Consider the following 17,144-nt stretch of genomic DNA (forward strand, 5'->3'; position numbering starts at 1 on the left):
CCCAATCGCGGATGCCAGGGCGGGGTATCGTTCGGAAAGCGCGTTCGTCACGGCGAGGCGGGAAGCGCGATCGTTCCGGCCGCCTCGCGGTCGCGCGCAAGCTCGCGCTCGAAACCGGGCGCGGCGGTCAGCGTCGCGAGCGCATCGAGCTGCGCGCGCGCCTCGGCGGCGCGGCCGCGCCTTGCCAGAACGCGCGCGTAGAGCAGGCGGTTGGCGCTGTAGGTCGGAGCGAGTTTCACGGCGCTCGCCAGGTGCGTTTCGGCGAGCGGCAAGTCGACGATCGGCGATTCGAGATAAAGGCGCCCCAGCACGCGGTCGGGCCCGGCGAACTCATAATTTTTGTCTGATTCGTGCGCCGCGGCCAGATGGCGCTTGACCTCGTCCATAACCTTCATGGCCGTGGTGGCGTCGCCGCGGATGTGCGTCTCGAACAGCAGGAGCCCGTACCAGAAATTCGCGTCCGACGCGCCGGGTTTCATTGCAAGAGCTTTTCGGGCCGTATCGAGCCCCGCCGAAAGGTTCGCGGCGGCACCGGCTTTTTGAAACTGAAAAAGAAAGTGGTGCGCGCGCGCAATACGAATCAGCGCGGGGAAGGGGTCGTCCAGGATTTCCGACGCGCGCCGCCATTCGCTGATCGCGCGCGTCGCGGCGGACAGATCGCCCGAGCGCGCGCGGTACATCTCGTCTCCGGCCAAAAGCAGCGCGCCGCCGTCCTGGGCGCCAAGGGGCGCAGCGAGCGCGAGCACGAGCGCGGCGGCCAGAGTGCCTCGCATCCGCCGCCGCACGGCGCGCGCCCTCGTCACGCGGTTTTCAGTCGGTAGTCGATGCGACCGAGCGCGTCCCGCGCGATCTTGATGAGATCCTTGTGCGCGAACATCTGCCGCATCGGGAAAAAGAAGAGGCGGAAAACGGGGTTCGACCAGCGGCTCACCATGCGGCGCAGCGCCAGTTGCGCGTTTTCCTGCCCGAGCGCCCCGAGCGCGCGGATCGCCGTCACGCGGAGTTGAAAGTCTTCCGCATAAATTTTCGCGAGATTGCCGCGCGTGCCGAAGCGCGTCGCGGGGACGAGCAGCATCTCCGCGTCGTCGCCGCCGATGAGCGACAGCGCGTTGACGACATTCGGTCGCAGCGCCGGGCGCGCGTAGAAAAGATCCACGAGCTTGGCTACGGCCGCGGACGCCTTGAGCTGCGCCGCGACCGACGCGGCGACCTCGACGACATCGTCCGCGGGATCGCCGAGCGCCGCCAGCGCCTCTTCTTCCGCGGCCTGCTCGTTGAGTTTGGCGAGGTTGGCGAGGGTCTCGCGCCGGATCCGCGGATCCTCATCGTGCGCGAGGGTCCGCATGATTTCCAGCTCGCCGGGGCCGCCGAGCTTCGCGACAAGATCGATCGCGTTCCGCGCCACGAAAAACGCGGAGTCCTCGAGCGCGCCGGTGTTTCCCGTTCGGCGGAAGATCTCCGTGTCGTCGATGTTCTTCAGCTTCCAGACGCACACCTCGAGCGCCTTGTCGCCGATGGCCTGGAGCACCTGGAAACAGCGGTTGCGGACCGACCGCGACGGGTGGCGGAAGCCGTCGAGAAGCTGCGTGACGACCTCCTCGCTTCCGAGGAACTCGAGCAGCTTCATGGCCTGATCCGCCAACGTCATCGTTTCGCTTTCCAACTCGCGCACCAGCGCGGCGACCGTGTCCGTGGAACCGGCCTGCACGGTCGCCGTCAACGCCAACTCGCGCAGCGCGCTCGTGTAGGCGTCCCGGCGTTCGGCGGGCAGGTTGTCCACCTGGCGGCGGATGCGCTCGAACTGGCGAACCACGTCAAACGCCATCGAGTAGCGGTTGGCCATCGCGAGATTGCGGAACAACTCGGTCATCACCTCGAAGATCTTGGAGCAGACCTCGATGTCGCGTTCGCGGAACCAGATACGCTCGGCGAGCTTGTCGCTGATCTCCGCGAGCGTCGTGTCCTTGTTCTTGGAGATCGCGAGCCCCATCATTTTCGAGAGATTCTCGAGGGCGTGGATGCGCGCGGCGGGCTCGCGGCTTTTTCCCATTTCCAGCACGAGCTGATCGATCGTCGTTCGCGCCGTGGACCAGCTCATCGCGTCGCGAAGGCCGCCGGATGCGAAAAGCGCCTGATCCGCGAGGCTCGGATCGAGCGAGAGGATCATCTGCGCGAGCGCGGCGCGCGATTTCTGGTCCTTGCGGAAACGCCCGCTGACAAGGCTCGAAAACGCCTTCGCGACCTCCTCGGCCGACACGTCGCCGACCGAGCCGCCCGCCTTGATCTTCGAAACGATCTCCGTGAACACCAGGTTCTCGAGCGCGCGTTCGTCCGACGCGAGATCGTCTTTTTGCGGAACCTGTCCTTCGTCCTCGATGATGCCGTAGCGGAACTGGTCCACCACGACGTGCGTGACGCCCTTGTTCTGCAAGATGCCCCTCACGCCGCCGCGGTTGCGGATCGCGGCCGCGCTTTCGCCGAAGATCATGACGAACGTCCGCACCTCGTCGAGCGAAATCCCCTTGCGCAGCGTGATCGAGTTGATGTTGCGCTCCTCAAGCGACCGGGCGAAATCCTCAAGGAACGGCGCCGTCTTTTTCAGGCGCACGTCCTCCACGAGGATGTCGCCCCCCAGGCGCGAGAGCGTGAGCTTCTCGCGGTCCTTCAGCATCTGGTCGATCGTCCCCTGCAACGATTCGAGCGCCAGCGTGATCGACGGGTGATCCGCGGACGAATAGATCTTCACCGTGCGCAACAGGAGCGAAAGGCGCTTGATGATGTTCGAGCCCATGCGCGCGAGCACCGTCTCGGAGAGCTTGCCGCCTTCGCCGCCCTTGCCGCTGGAGACGAGTTCGAGTCCGTCCGCCGCGCGGCGCACCGCCGCGTCGCTCAGCACCATCGTGTAGCGCTGCTTGTCGTCGGCGCGGAAATCGGCCTCCTTGAGAAGGTCGATGAAGATCGTCCAGTAGCCCTTGCCGAAATTCTCCAGGTCCACGACCAATTCGCGGTTTTTGATGTCGTCCCGGTCAAGCGCCATGTTGACGACGTCCGCGGCCGTCATGCGCAGCTCCGCCATGCCTTCCTCCGAGATGCGCTCGCGAAGAAGGTAAAGGAGCTGGAACATCATCGCGGACTTCGCCTTCGCCATCGTCAGCGTCGCGCCATCGACGGTACGCACGCGGTCCATCAGGTCGTCGATCGGTTTGACGCGCTGCGATTTTTTCATCGCGAAGCGAAGTTTTTCGAGATTCTGCGGGCCGAGCGCCTTGGTCAAAAGCGGCAGGTCGACAAGCAGCAGGAACCCGCGCGCGTATCCCAGATCGTCGAGCGCCTTTTCGTGCAGCTGCGACATCAACTCGACGGCGCCGCCGAGCCCGGACGCCAAAAGCCCCTTGGCGATGATGTCCGCCTGCTTGTCGACGGTCTCCGCGTTGCCGAGATTGGAAACGATGGCCGCCGTGTTGACGGTCGTCTCTTCAGCCATGATGAAGCTCCTGGCGCGAACGCAAACGCCCGGCAAAGCGGCGAAAAACCGGCCGCCGAACGTCGGTAAATATTCTAAAAATCAACGTAAATGCCGCGCGCGGGGTATGTCAAGACGGCGTGGTGCGAATGGGGCTTGCGGGCGGGTGCGCGCGTGCCAAACGTACGAGCGCATGAGGCGCTCGCCTTGTCTGGAGCAAGATGTGAGATTCTTCGCTTCGCTCAGAACGACAAAGCGCGCACGACGTTCCGAGGCAGGCGGGACCCGCCTTCGCAATGGCTTCGGCGCGCCGGGCAGGCTGCGCTCCCAGCTTGGCACGCGGACGGGCAAACCCTGTCGTCATTCGTCAATCGTCGAAACGTTCCGTTTTGATGTGGCAATAAGGCGTGCCGCCTTTTCGGTCGTAATAATCCTGATGATAGCCTTCCGCTGTCGCGAACGCGCCCGCCGGCTCGATCTGCGTCGCCACGTCGTAGCCCTTCTTTTCGAGCCGTCCAATCAATTTTTCGGCCGTCTTTTTTTGCTCGTCCGACGTGTAAAACACGACCGAGCGATATTGCGTGCCGATGTCCGGTCCCTGGCGGTTCACTTGCGTCGGGTCGTGGATCTCGAAAAACAGGCGCGCGAGCTTTTCGTACGTTGTCTTCGACGGATCGTAGGTGATCTTCACGGTTTCCGCGCGGCCGGTGCGGCCGGTGCTCACCTCTTTGTACGAGGTCGCGGACTCGTCGCCGCCCATATATCCGGACTGGGCGGCGATGACGCCCGGTTCCTTGTCGAAGTAATACTCGACACCCCAGAAGCAACCTCCCGCGAAATACGCGTCGGCGGTTTTTTTTGCCTTCTGCGTTTCCTCGCTCGCGCCGGATTTCATCGTTGCCGTTTCCGCCGCGTGGGCGGCGAATCCGAAGGCCAAAACGGTGGCGATCGTCGCGAATAATTTTCCCATGCGTGTCATGTCCAATTTTCCTTTGTTTCGTTCGGATTTTTTTTCAAAGCGCGGCGCGCCATGCCGTACACCCCTCGATACGCGCCCGCGTCGCCGCGCGTTACGCCGCGGGCCGCGCCGCCTTGTCGCGCGCGGGACGATGCGGTAATGCTCGTGCGCCGTTTTCCCCGGTCAGGGCGGTCATGGACGTATTTGATTCCCACGGATTCAGTCTCGTTTCGCTCTTGTCGCTTGGCGTGTACGCGTGGGCGCTCATCGACTATTTCCGCCGCCGTCCGCCTTTTTATTGGCTTTTCGTCATCTTCTTTCTGGGTCCGCTTGGCTGCGCGATCTACCTTATCGTCGTTGTCCTGCCAAATTCGGGCATCGACGAGTCGCTGAAATCCGGCGCCCGCGAGCGCCGGCGCCGCCGCGAGCTCGAACATCTGGCGGGCGAGGAGGCCGCGCCCGGGCATCTGGCCGAACTCGGCGAGATCTACGTGCGCGAAGGGCGATTCGCCGACGGCGCGACGAAACTCGCGCGCGCCATCGAGCTTGGCATCGATCACGACGACGCGCGCTATTATCTGGCGATTGCGTATGAACGCTTAAACCGCCCGCGCGACGCCGTGCGCGAACTGGTCGGCATCGTGCGCCGGGATCCGTCCTACCGCTTCGGCGAGGCGTTCATCGCGCTTGGCCGGTGCCTGGAAAATCTCGGCGAACTTCGCGACGCCAAGGATGCCTACCGCGAGGTCCTCAAGACCAAAAGCTACGCCGAGGCGCGTTACCGCCTGGCGCTGATTCTCGAAAAGGAAGGCAACAGCGACGAGGCCGCGGCGCTCATGCGCGCCATCGTGGGCGACGCGCGCGTGCAACCCGCGTTCGCGCGCCGCGCCGAGCGCGCTTGGGTCTCCAAGGCGCGCGGCTGGCTTTCCGCGCATCCGGATTCCGGCGCGTCGGCGTAGCGCGCCTATCTCCCGATCGCCGACGAATACCATGACCATCCGGACGCGACCCGATTCGGCAAGGAGACGGCGTTTATTCGCCGCGATCGCGGTCGGCCTTCTGGCTTCCCTCGCTGTCGTCGAAGCCTACGCGCGTTTGCGATATCCAGAACTGAATCTCGTCGTGCCGTTCGAAAGGCGCGCGGGCTTTCAGTTCGCGCGCCACGATCCGGAAATCGGCTGGGCCGGCAAGCCGGGCGCGAGCGGCTATCTCGACGTCGGCGTCGCGCGCGAATTCGTGCGTTTCAACGAGCTGGGATTGCGGGGGACGCGGCCGCCTCGCGATACCCCCGCGGTGGCGCTGCTTGGAGACTCGTTCGGCTGGGGATTCGGGCTCTCGGAGGCATCCACGCCCGCGGCACAACTTGCCGGCATGATCGGGCGCCCGGTCGCGCCCCTGGCGTTTCCCGGATACGGCACGGATCAGGAATTCCTGCTGTTTCGGCGTTTCGCGATCGAACAGCGAGCGTTCCCCGTCGAATCCGTCGTCGCGATCGTGTGCGTTAACGACATTGACGACATCGACCAGGTGCGCGCCTACGGCCACAACAAATGCCATTTGCGTCCCGCCGGCGATGCCGCCGGATTCGTCAACGACGGCGCGCCTGTTCCGCCCAATTCCCGCTGGATGCCGATGCTTTTGCGCAGCCGTGCGGCGACGCTTTTTCTTGTCAAAAAGAAGAGCCGCTACTCCGAGGGACGCAAGCGCGGCGCGACGGGCGCGGCGCTTTCGGGCGTCGAGCAATTCGGCTTCGTTTTAGGGTTGTTGCGCGCCGAGGCGGCGCGCGAGGGGGCGCCGCTCGCGGTCTTTGTCATCCCGCCGCAAGAGATCGTGATCGGCGCGTCCCCCGACCCGCTTCGTGCGCAGATCCGGGAAATCGTCGCCGCAAGCCGCAAACAGGGGATCGCGACGATCTACCCGCTGCGCGCCTTCCGGGAGCGCGCGAGGATTGGCGCAAACCTGTTCCGGCCGGACGGCCACTGGTCGCCCGAAGGCGCGCAGACCGCCGCGCGCGCCATCGCGGATTTTCTCGTCGCCCAAAAAATGATCGCACCCGTGTCGTAGCGGGTTCCTCGATCCCCTGTGCCTTTGCCAACTCCTGTATTACTTCGTAATATCACTTCGAAACCGCGCCTTCCGTGCGTTCCGGGGCTCACTCATGTCTGGCCGATCGAAACACGAGGTCGTCACGTTCAAGGTTGACGAGGCGCTTTTGGATGCGCTCGCCGCCGTGCCGAACCGCTCCGAATTCATCCGCAACGCCGTGCTCGCCGCGCTCGAAAACACCTGCCCGCTTTGCGGCGGGAAGGGTGTGCTGACCGAGGATCAGCAGCGGCACTGGCACGAGTTCCGCGCCGCGCACGCCATCGTTCGGTGCGACGATTGCCGCGAGATGCGTCTCGTGTGCGAGCACGAGGGCGACGAAGCGGCCGACCCGGACGTTTTATGACGCGCCGTGTTCGTTTGGCGGTCCTCGCGATCGCCGGGGCGATTTGCGCCGTCGCGTTCGCGCCCGCCGCGACCACGTTCGCGGCGCAAACGCCGCGTGTCTATACGTCCGTCGCCCCGCAGGCGGATCTGTTGCGCCGCGTGGCGGGCGACGCGGCGCGCGTGGACGTCATTATCCCGCCCGGCCGCTCGCCGCATGGCTACGATCCGCCGCCCCGCGACCTGACGCGCATCGCGGACGCGGACATGATTTTTCGCCTCGGAATGCCGTTCGAGCGTGCGATCGTCCGCCGGATTTCCGAGTCGATGCCGGCGCTGCGGATCGTCGATGCGCCCGCCGTTCCGGGAGCCGACACGGATCCGCATGTCTGGCTCGATCCGGCGTTCGCCGAAAAATTCATCGCGCTGGCGGCGGAGGAATTATCGCGACTCGTTCCCGAGCGTTCGGCGGATTTCGCGTTGCGCCGGGACGCGGCCATCGCCGATTTGCGTCGCCTGGACGCGGACCTGCAAGCGCGACTGGCGCCCTATCGGGGGCGCGAGTTTTTCGTAGGACACGCGGCGTTCGGGCATTTCGCGCGGCGTTACGGACTGAGGCAGGTGTCGCTTGACCGCGAAGGACACGAGCCGGAGGCGCGCCATATCGCCTCGTTCATCGACCGCGCCCGGGCCGCGAAGGCGCGCGTGATCTTCCATCAGCCGCAAGAGCCGCGAAAAAACGTGGATGTTGTCGCGCGGGAGATCGGGGCGCGTGTCGAATCGCTCGACACGCTGTTTGACGATTACATCGCCGGCATGAACGCGATCGCCGACGCGATCGAAAAGGCGCTTGCCGAATGACGCCGGTGGATACCGCCCTGGATCGGGACGACATCGCTATCACTGGCGTGAATTTCGGCTACGACGGGCGATTGATCGTGGACGACGTCTCGTTTCGCGTGAAGCATCGCGAATTCGTGGCCATCGTCGGGCCGAACGGCGGCGGAAAGACGACCCTGTTGCGGCTCGTGCTCGGTCTTCTCCAACCGGCAAGCGGGCGCGTCGAGGTGTTCGGCACGACGCCCGATGCGGCACGCCGGCGCGTGGGATACATGCCGCAGGAGATGCGCGCGGATCCCGCGTTTCCCGTGACGGCGTTCGATGTCGTATTGATGGGGCGGGTGCGTCCTTTCGGCCGCATCCGGCGTGCCGATCGCGAGGCCGCGCGCCGTGCGATCGCCGAGGTGGGGCTGGGCGGTTTCGAGCGCGCACGCTTCGGCGAACTCTCCGGCGGGCAGCGGCAGCGCGCGCTCATCGCGCGTGCGCTCGTCGCCGAGCCGGAGATGCTGCTTCTGGACGAGCCGACGGCGAACATCGACCTGCGCGGCGAGGAGGCGTTCTACGACCTACTCCGCCACCTGAACGAACGCATGACGATCGTGCTCGTGACGCACGACCTCGGCCTCGTCTCGCGGACGGTGCGAAAGGTGGTGTGCGTCAACCGATTCGTGGAAGTGCATCCCACGGCGGAGTTGCCCGCGGACGCCATCCTTCGCCTGTACGGCGAGCGCATGACGGCCGTGCACCACGGGCATCATCACGCGCACGGCGCGGGCGACGCGGAGTAGGGCGATGTCGTTTTTCGCCGACCTCGCGCGCTACGATTTCCTGCGCATCGCCGTGTTGACGGCGCTTCTGGCGAGCGTGGCGTGCGGCATCGTCGGCACGTACGTCGTCACGCGGCGCATCACGTATCTGGCGGGCGCGATTTCGCACAGCATCCTCGGCGGGATGGGGCTGTTCGTGTATCTCGCGAAGGTGCACGGATTGGACTTTCTGCAGCCGCTGCACGGAGCGCTCGTCGCGGCGCTCGGTTCGGCCTTGCTTGCCGGTTGGGTCACGCTGCGCATGCGCGAGCGCGAGGACATGGTGATCGGCGCAATCTGGGCGGTCGGCATGGCCGTGGGCGTCTTGTTCATCTCGCGCACGCCAGGCTTCGCCGAAGACCTGATGAACTACCTGTTCGGCAACATCCTCATGGTCTCGCGGCACGACGTGGCGCTCATCGCGATGCTCGATGCGCTTATCGTCGCCGTCTGCCTCGTATTTTACGACCAGTTTCTCGTCGTGTGCTTCGATCCGCTCCACGCGCGTGTGCGGGGCCTCGCCGACGAGACGTTCCATCTGATGCTTCTGACGCTGACGGCGCTCACCGTCGTCTTGCTCGTCTCGGTCGTCGGGATCGTTCTCGTCATCGCGCTTCTCACCTTGCCGATCGCCATCGCGTCCGTGTGGTCGCGCACCATTGGGGGCATGATGATCTCCTCGATTCTCGTGTGCGCGGCGCTGACGGTGGGAGGGCTCGCCGCGAGCTACGAAACGAATCTGCCCGCCGGAGCGACGATCATCGTCGTGGCCGCGGCGTCGTACCTGGCGGTGTTCGCGGTATCGCGCATTGTCGCAAAGCGCCGGAAGGCGCTTAAAGGCGAGGCGGTCAGCGGATAAGGCCCCGATACCAGTCGACGGTTTGCGCGAGGCCCTCGCGCACCGAGAACTCGGCGGAGAATCCAAGCCGCTCCCGGGCCCGGGCGACGCTCGCGCGGCTGTTGCGGATATCGCCGACGCGCGCGGCCTCAAACTCGGGCCCGGCCGTACCGCCGGCAAGCTCGATCAACAGATTCGCAAGATCGAGGATGCTTGTGGAATCGCCGCGCGCGATGTTGAAGATCTCGTTGCCGGGAAGATCGGCGAAAGCGGCCATCACGTTGGCTCGCGCGACATCCTCGACAAAGACAAAATCGCGTGTCTGCAGGCCGTCGCCATGGATCACCGGCGCGCGGCGCGACAGCACGCGGGACAGAAAACTTGGAATCGCGGCGGCATACGGCGACTTCGGATCCTGCCTCGGGCCGAACACATTGAAGTAACGCAGTCCGACGAATGCCGCGCCGTAGCAATGCGCGAACGACTCGGCGATCGCCTCGTCGGCGAGTTTTGTCGCGGCATACGGCGACAGGGGCTTTGGCGGGGTCGCCTCGTCGATGTACTCGGCGTCGGCCTCGCCGTACACCGCGCACGAGCTGGCGTAGACGATGCGCGTCGCGCCGCTTTCGATTGCCTGGCGAAAAACGTTGATCGACCCGACGATGTTGATCTCCGCGGCCAGATGCGGGTCTTCGACCGACTGCGGCACGGAGATGAGCGCGGCCTGGTGAATGACGCGCTCGACCTTGTGGCAGGCCAGGCGGCATGCGGACTCGTCGCGGATGTCGCCGCGCACGAATTCCACGTCCAGTCCGTCGAGATTTTCCTGGCGCCCCGTGCTGAGGTTATCCAGCACGCGGACCTGGTGGCCGTCGGCGAGCAAGCGGCGCACGATCGTGCCGCCGATGAATCCCGCTCCGCCCGTGACCAGCACGCTCGCCATTTTTCATGCTCCCGTGTTCGGCGCCGAAGTATGGGGATGCGCGGATGGCCGGTCAATGTGGCTTCGATGGTCGGACAACGATGGGCTTCGCGGAACCCGAGGAGACCGCGGCGGGCCCACGTGCTAGAGAACCTCGCTTTTGAGTTCCTTGAGATAGCCTCGCAGAATCGCAAGAACCTCGTGCCCCGCGGGCGTGAGCGCATACTCCCGGCGCGCGCGGAGGCCGCCGTCGGGATCGGCCATGCTGCTCAACCAACCGCGTTGCTCGAGTCGCTTGAGAAGGGGATACAACGTACCGGGGCTAACCTCGTAACCGTGATGCCGAAGTTCCCGGATCATCCATTGGCCGACCACCGGCTTCTTCGCCGCGTGGTGGAGGATGTGGATTTTCCAGAATGAAAGCAGAAATTCGCGTTCGATGCTTTTGGCGTCGATCGCTGGCGTTCCGCCCTTCGCTAGCTTTCGCGGTACTTCGATACTTTTCACCAGCAGCTCCGTCATGGCGATAAAAATTATCGCCCAAAGCGGCGTGCTGGTATCTAAACCGAACGGGAGAACATTCCAAGGCCTCGTTGTCATCGAGGTGTCAAGCCCACAATTGCGAATGCGGTCGCCCGGACTTTTTCCGAGAACCGCAACGGCGTTTTCAGTCTCAAATTCAGACGGATCAGAACGCGCCCACGACCTTTCCGGAACGGGGGCTCATTCCGCAAAACTCGTTGAATTTGGGAATGAAATCGGAATCCGTAGTCGGAAACCGATATCGGGGCACGGCTATTGCACATCGCTCTGTCCGTCGTAACCCCTATGGAGTTTCCAATGCAAGTTCTGAATACAAGAAATTGGATCTGGGCGCTGTGCCTGGTGGCCATGCTGGCGTTCGTCGCCGCATGCGACGGCGGCGCTGACGGCGAGGATGGCGCGAGCGGAGAAGCAGGTCCGGCCGGAGCCGACGGTTCGAATGGGTCCAACGGCTCGGACGGCCTTGACGGAGCGGACGGGGCCGACGGTGAAGACGGAGCCGACGGCAGCGATGGATTGGATGGTTCCGACGGTTTGGACGGCTCCGACGGTTTGGACGGCTCCGATGGTTTGGACGGCTCCGACGGCGAGGATGGCGAGGACGGCGAGGACGGTGAAGGCACATACGGCACCCTGCCGAACGGCGTCACCGGCCGCGTTCTCGACACCGCCGACGACCCAATCGCTGACGCATACGTTTTCCTCATCCCTGTCGAGGACGTGACGGGCATCGCGATCAACATGGATCCGACGACGTTCGACGCCGCGGCGACCGACGACGAGCCGCTCGAAGATCTGATTCGCGGCCAGCTTGCCGCCGCGATCACCTATCAATACGGCGTGACCGACGGCGAAGGCATCTACGCGATCGACGATGTCGAAGCGGGCGCGTATTTCCTTTACGTGCAGCCCGACGCCCTCGACGGCGACCACCTGCCCGGCGGCAATCTGTCGCGCGCGTCGTACGATGCCGACGACCTGTACGGCACCAAGCGGCCCATTACGCTTTCGATGAGCGTCGGCGAAAACGCCCGCTTCGTCGGCTCGTCGGTGTGCCTGAACTGCCACGGCTACACGCACGAATTAAAGACCATGCACAAGCTCGGCATCCACAATCCGTACCAGGAAAGCGGACTTCAGGACTGGGATCTCGATCGCCACGAGGCGTTGCTGGACGGTTACGACCTGTTTGAGGACGACACGCTTGTTTACTACTACGATTACGACGGCGGCCGCGGATTCGACAAGTACAAGACCTCCCTGACCCCGCCGGCGGGAAATCTGAGCCTGACGGTGCGTCTCTGGAAAGACGGATCGCTATACAAGATGACGCTCACCGACCAGAAGGTGAACATCGGCGCCACCGCGACCTACACCGTCGATCTGGGGTACGGCGGCGGCGTGTACAAGCAGCGCTACAACACGAAGATCGGCGACAGCTTCTACCCGATGCCGGTTCAGTACCAAGAGGAGGGCAGCGAAACGTATTCGCCGCGCACACGCAAGGTGATTCGCGATTATCACGCCGACTGGTACTTCAGCGAATCCACGGGTCTCAAGACACCGGCCAAGAGCAAGTCGTTCGACAAGACCTGCGCGAGTTGCCATTACAACGGCTTCTCGCTCACCGGCAACGATACCGACGGCTGGAAGGCGATGGCGGTCTCGGATCCGAATGGCGAGCTGGACCTTGACGGCGACGGGGTGCCGGAAGAGCTGAACCTCGGCTGCGAATCCTGCCACGGTCCCGGCTCCAACCACTGGAAGAACGCCGGACAGGGCAAATACATCGTCTCCCCGGCGAACCTCGCCGCGGAACGCAGCTCGATGATCTGCGGCCAGTGCCACAGCCGTCCGAAGGGCAAGAACCTCGAGGACACGCCGATCAACGACAATAACGAAATGATGATCGCGGGCACGAGCCGCGAGGTCTTCCTGGCCGACTACACGAGCCGCGCGGACGGCGCCGCGTCGGATTTCTACGCCGACGACAACCTGCACTCCAAGAGCCACCATCAGCAGTACACCGACTACGTGCGTAGTGCGCATTACCGCAACGAGTTCGTCCTGCTTTCGTGCGCCGATTGCCACGACCCGCACGGGGAGGACGACAATCAGGCCCAGTTGCTTGAAGACCCGGACGACAATGCCCTTTGCACGAAATGTCATGTGGATCTGGCCGGCGACGCCAAGCCGCACATCCTGGCGAAAGTCGGCTACGATCACACTTTCATGGAACCCACGTGCGTGGACTGCCACATGGTCAAGACGGCCAAGACGGGCGCCGGCGCGCCGAGCGTGGTCGGCAGCGGTTACTGGATGAACGACATCACGTCGCACATGATGGATGTGCCCAGAAAGACGATCCTGGCGGGGCAGACGCCAAGTGATAGCCTGATGCCGATTCCGTACACGAACTCGTGCGGCGGCTGCCACGACTTCCCGATCGAATAAAAACCAGGTTTCGTCGCGGAAGCGGCGAGTTGAGACCACCGCCCCGGCCACGTGCCGGGGCGTAATTTTTGTGCGCTCGAAATCCGGCGCGACTCACCGCCCGATCGCGCGGCTGTAGACCTCCTCGATCCGCACCGACGTTTCCCCGATTGTCTCCGGCGGCGGGATGCCCGCGCGCGCGTCATCGAGCGCCTCGGGGTGCAGGACGATGCGGTGCATTAAGGCGGACAGGGACATCGCGTCCTGCGCACGGAAGAGGAACCCGCCGCGCCCCTCGCCGACAAGTTCCGGCAGCGCGCCGTGATCCGCGGCGATGACGGGCACGCCCGCCGCGAACGCCTCGTGGATGACCTTCGGCGAGTTCTCCACCCAGATCGACGGAACGATGAGCGCGTCGATATCCGCGAGAAGTCGCGGTAAATGGTCGGGAACAAACGCGCCGTGGAAAACGACGTTCGCCGCCGCGTCCTTCGGGCCATCGTAACCGCCATGCACGTGCAACTCCGCCGCGCCCGCGGCGACATCGCGGATCGCACGCATGGCGATGCCGACGCCTTTTTCGTGATTCAGATGGCCGATTAGCCCAAAACGCACCGGTCCTTCGCGGCGGGCGGCGGGCGGTGCGGGAATCTCGGCCGGGTCAATACCGTACGGAACGATGTGCGTCCGTTCGCGGGGCAAATAAAAGCCCGCCTGACGGTAGCGCTTCACGAGGTACTTCGACGGACTGATGATGTCGCGAAATGACGAGACGATCGAGCGATACACGTGCTGCCGGCGGTGGAAGAACATCAGCCGCGAAAACGGCACGAACGACAGGCCCTTCTGCGCGACGTTTCGCGCCGCGTCGGCCTTGCGCGTCTCGGTGACGTAGCGCCGCGCCCTTCGCGCAATGCCGGCGAGCGGCCCATAGTCGGACAGGCCCGCCGCCTCGCCGATCAGCCTGTCGGCTTCGTCCTCATAACAATCGACGCACCGCGTGAGCGGATACGGGCCGGGGCAGGGCGTCTGCCCGCGAAACAGCAGCCGGATGCGCGCGCACTGCCACCAGTAGTCGTGCAGCGTCAGGACGCTCGGACAATCGCGCGAAAGGTGTGCGAGCGCCGATGGCGAAAAACCGATGCCGTGATGCACATGAACGACATCCGGCATGAACGTCCGCGCCGTATGCAGGAGATCCGCCGACAGCGCGGGCGCGGCCGTCGCACGCCGATCGCGAAAACGGCGCAGACGGAAGTAGCCAACGACGGCGTCTTCCGGGCTCTCGCCATAAGCGTCGCAGGACTGCGTGTAGACGAGAACATCGTGCCGTTTGCCAAGTTCGGTGGCGAGTTGCTGCACGTGCCTTTCCGCGCCGCCGTACCGCTCGGGCGGAAACTGGTGGATGAGCAGGAAAATCCGCACGCTCGGATCATTTCAGCGAGGCGGGCGATTGTCTATTGGATTGATCGCGGAATTGCGAAGTCAAAGCCGCGACCGTAAGGGAGCGGTCTCCTCGTTCGCAAACGAAATTGTTGATCGGGAGAGGTGATGTTTTGTCGATCTTCCGACGGCCGCCTTTCGGGGCGAAACGGGCGGCAGCTTGCTGACGCGCGCAGCTCCGTTCGTTGCGTGGCGCGCGTTGCGATGACCTTCCAGCCTCTCAGCCTTCCAGTCTCTTTCCTTCTTAGCACCCGCACGCGCCCTTGGGCTCGGACGATTCGTCGTCGTTCTCGTCGAACGACCAGCCGCCGCCTTCGGCCTCGGCGTTGGGGTCTTCGCTTCCATCGTCATCGTCGTCGGCGCCGGGGATGACGTCATCGGGGAAAGGCTCGCCGACAACCAGAACGCGCGTTTCAGGGATCAGGTCCGGGCCGGTGATCGTCGCCAGCAACTCGTCGCCGGGGGTGAGATCGGCATCGATTCGCACGGGTGAAAACAACCCCGGTTGCGCGTACGCGATGCCCACGGCCTCGCCGTCTTTCGTGATGCCGACCTGGGCAAAACGCCCCGCGTCAAGGCGCACGGTCAGGGCGCCGTCCGCCACCGCGCCGGAAAACGTCACCTGCGCGGCAACGGGCGGGCGCGAGGCAAGCGTCTGCTCGGGGTCGCCCATGAGGTTGTACATCTCGATGTAACGCGTCGCGAAGCCCTCGCCGCCCAGGTATTGCCATAGCGCGAGCTTGGCGTAGTCCGTCATGCCGGAAATCCATGTGAGCGCGATCGGCGCCTTGCCGCCGAGAAACGCCTCGAACATCGCCTTTTCGAGAATGTCGTCTTCGTCCCAGAAGCTGTTGACGGAGCTGGCCCAGGCCGCGTGGCCGCCGGCTTCCGCGACAACCCACGCCTCCGAGAGCGCCAATTCGACATCGTAAGCGCCAGTGACGCACGCGAACGAGAACACGGCGGGGTAAGCGGAGTTCTCGAGTTTGTCGATCTGATTGATACCGTACGGCGGGCCGTCGGTCCATTTGTTTTCGGCACCGTGACCGGAATAGACAAGCAGCTCGGGTCCTTCGTTGACGGCATCCGTCACGTCGTTCGGCGTGGCGCCGCGCGCGTGATAGACGCGCTCGTTCCGATAACCCGCGGGTTCGGTGAAATGTTCGATGATGTAGTCGTGCGTGCCTTCGGTGATCTCCGCGCGGTCCAGGGACGCCAAAAATACCGCCGTCAGCGGCGACGCAAGCGGCGCGACGTCGCGGTCGTGCGCGAGCGATTTGCGCACGATGTTCGCGAGTTGCACCGCGTCTCGGGCCGGGAAACGTCCAATCGCCAGGTCCGGAAAGACATCCTCGTCCATGAGCGCGTACATCGAATCGGAGGCCGGCGCGCTCAGATCCGTGCCGACAAATGCCGGAATCTGGCCGACATCGCCAAGCAGCAGAACGTACGCGGGCGGCGCGTCCCAGGTTTCGTACGCGTCGCGGATCGTCTCGCGGATCGCCTCGGGTTCGCCGCCGGCTTCCCCGGTTGTCAGGAACACGACGTCGTAGCCTTTTTGTTCTTTCCAGGCCGCGAATTCGGCGAACGATTCCTCCGATGCGAGCAGCGGATCGCCGATCACGAGGTAGCTTGCCCGCGTTACCGCGCCGCGCCATTCCCACGGATGGACGGTCTCGTCCTCACCGCCGGGGGGAAGAAGGCCGTGGAGGATCGCCCCGGAACGCGGATCGAAGTAGCGCGCGCGCCGCTCGTGCGTCGCGGCGATGTCCGCCCCGGGGAAGGCCACGTCAATCCGCATGTCTTCGCGCACGAGCAGCGTGCCGCGCGCGGGGTTGTAGTCGATCGGCCGCGCTTCGATGAGCGTCAGGCGCGTGCCGCGCAGATGCCCGACGACGCGGGCCGTAGCGGCTTCGCGAAAGCGATATCCGTCGTGGGCAAAGGCGCGGGTGTCGATGACGAATCCGTCCCCGGGCGAGGTACTCGGAAGTTTCTCGACGGACCGGAACGCGGGTGCAAGGCGCGCGCGGCCGGTGAGCGCCGAAACGTCCATCGTCCGTTCGGTGAAGTGCGCCGTGACGACGACATCCGCGCCTTCAGGCACGGCGATGAGGCGGCGCACGACCGGCAGGGCGGGCGCGCCCGGTTTTCCGTCGACACCGGAGCCGTCGAGCGTTAGCGTCGCGTAGGCCGGGTCCAGGGCGAGCGGCGCTACGAAGGCGCCGGTCGTGGTGAGCGTCAGCGTCAAGCCGCCGGATGCGGGTCGCGCGACCTTGACGCGGACGGGCATTCCGTCGAAAGACGATGAGAACGCCACGGCGCGCGGGGCCGCAATTCCCGCCGCCACGGACAGGATGACGGCGATGATCGCGATCGTGACGGTAAGTCGACGCACCGAGCCTCCCCAGGACAAGCGGCGCACGCAAGCGCCGCCATTGAACGTTTAGTATTTTTATCGGTAGATCGACGGA

Annotated in this window: 14 protein-coding genes; 7 read left to right on the forward strand and 7 right to left on the reverse strand. The window is 64.6% G+C overall.

What is annotated here, in order from left to right:
- Positions 1-47: 47 nt before the first annotated feature.
- The 3 genes from K8I61_04595 to msrA all read right to left on the reverse strand — a co-directional run bounded on the left by K8I61_04595 (position 48) and on the right by msrA (position 4,442).
- Positions 48-773, reverse strand: coding sequence for a hypothetical protein (locus K8I61_04595; GenBank protein ID MBZ0271291.1), 726 nt, complete (start codon positions 771-773; stop codon positions 48-50).
- A gap of 26 nt (positions 774-799) precedes the next feature.
- Positions 800-3,484, reverse strand: coding sequence for a hypothetical protein (locus tag K8I61_04600; protein MBZ0271292.1), 2,685 nt, complete (start codon positions 3,482-3,484; stop codon positions 800-802).
- Positions 3,485-3,830: 346 nt separating this feature from the next.
- Entirely contained in the window at positions 3,831-4,442 is a 612-nt protein-coding gene (gene msrA, locus K8I61_04605; GenBank protein MBZ0271293.1) for a peptide-methionine (S)-S-oxide reductase MsrA, read from the reverse strand.
- Positions 4,443-4,615: 173 nt separating this feature from the next.
- Here msrA and K8I61_04610 point away from each other — a divergent pair, with 173 nt between their 5' ends.
- The 6 genes from K8I61_04610 to K8I61_04635 all read left to right on the forward strand — a co-directional run bounded on the left by K8I61_04610 (position 4,616) and on the right by K8I61_04635 (position 9,353).
- A complete protein-coding gene (locus tag K8I61_04610; GenBank protein ID MBZ0271294.1) occupies positions 4,616-5,380 on the forward strand; it encodes a tetratricopeptide repeat protein in 765 nt (254 codons plus the stop codon).
- A 31-nt stretch (positions 5,381-5,411) separates the two neighbouring features.
- The gene (locus K8I61_04615) at positions 5,412-6,485 is read left to right on the forward strand and encodes a hypothetical protein (protein MBZ0271295.1); all 1,074 of its coding nucleotides are present in this window, start codon (positions 5,412-5,414) and stop codon (positions 6,483-6,485) included.
- 94 nt (positions 6,486-6,579) lie between these two features.
- On the forward strand, positions 6,580-6,870 hold the full coding sequence (locus K8I61_04620; protein ID MBZ0271296.1) for a ribbon-helix-helix domain-containing protein: 291 nt from the start codon (positions 6,580-6,582) through the stop codon (positions 6,868-6,870).
- Positions 6,867-7,709, forward strand: a complete 843-nt coding sequence (locus K8I61_04625) for a zinc ABC transporter substrate-binding protein (protein ID MBZ0271297.1) — start codon at positions 6,867-6,869, stop codon at positions 7,707-7,709. Before K8I61_04620 ends, K8I61_04625 begins: the two co-directional genes overlap by 4 nt.
- The gene (locus K8I61_04630; GenBank protein MBZ0271298.1) at positions 7,706-8,476 is read left to right on the forward strand and encodes an ATP-binding cassette domain-containing protein; all 771 of its coding nucleotides are present in this window, start codon (positions 7,706-7,708) and stop codon (positions 8,474-8,476) included. The genes K8I61_04625 and K8I61_04630 overlap by 4 nt, the downstream gene beginning before the upstream one ends.
- A 4-nt stretch (positions 8,477-8,480) precedes the next feature.
- The gene (locus K8I61_04635) at positions 8,481-9,353 is read left to right on the forward strand and encodes a metal ABC transporter permease (protein MBZ0271299.1); all 873 of its coding nucleotides are present in this window, start codon (positions 8,481-8,483) and stop codon (positions 9,351-9,353) included.
- On the opposite strand, the gene K8I61_04640 is transcribed toward K8I61_04635, so the two are convergent.
- On the reverse strand, positions 9,343-10,275 hold the full coding sequence (locus K8I61_04640; protein ID MBZ0271300.1) for an NAD-dependent epimerase/dehydratase family protein: 933 nt from the start codon (positions 10,273-10,275) through the stop codon (positions 9,343-9,345). The two genes, K8I61_04635 and K8I61_04640, sit on opposite strands and share 11 nt — an antisense overlap.
- 123 nt (positions 10,276-10,398) lie before the next feature.
- A complete protein-coding gene (locus K8I61_04645; protein ID MBZ0271301.1) occupies positions 10,399-10,776 on the reverse strand; it encodes a PadR family transcriptional regulator in 378 nt (125 codons plus the stop codon).
- Positions 10,777-11,094: 318 nt separating this feature from the next.
- Here K8I61_04645 and K8I61_04650 point away from each other — a divergent pair, with 318 nt between their 5' ends.
- On the forward strand, positions 11,095-13,251 hold the full coding sequence (locus K8I61_04650) for a hypothetical protein (protein ID MBZ0271302.1): 2,157 nt from the start codon (positions 11,095-11,097) through the stop codon (positions 13,249-13,251).
- Positions 13,252-13,344: 93 nt separating this feature from the next.
- Here the strand turns inward: K8I61_04650 and K8I61_04655 are convergent, their stop codons facing one another.
- Together K8I61_04655 and K8I61_04660 are read right to left on the reverse strand one after the other, a co-directional pair.
- Complete coding sequence (locus tag K8I61_04655; protein MBZ0271303.1) at positions 13,345-14,655, reverse strand: glycosyltransferase; 1,311 nt, start codon at positions 14,653-14,655, stop codon at positions 13,345-13,347.
- Between the two features lie 262 nt (positions 14,656-14,917).
- On the reverse strand, positions 14,918-17,068 hold the full coding sequence (locus tag K8I61_04660; GenBank protein ID MBZ0271304.1) for a hypothetical protein: 2,151 nt from the start codon (positions 17,066-17,068) through the stop codon (positions 14,918-14,920).
- Between the last annotated feature and the right edge of the window lie 76 nt (positions 17,069-17,144).

The organism is bacterium, from assembly GCA_019912885.1.
GTDB lineage: Bacteria > Lernaellota > Lernaellaia > JACKCT01 > JACKCT01 > JAIOHV01.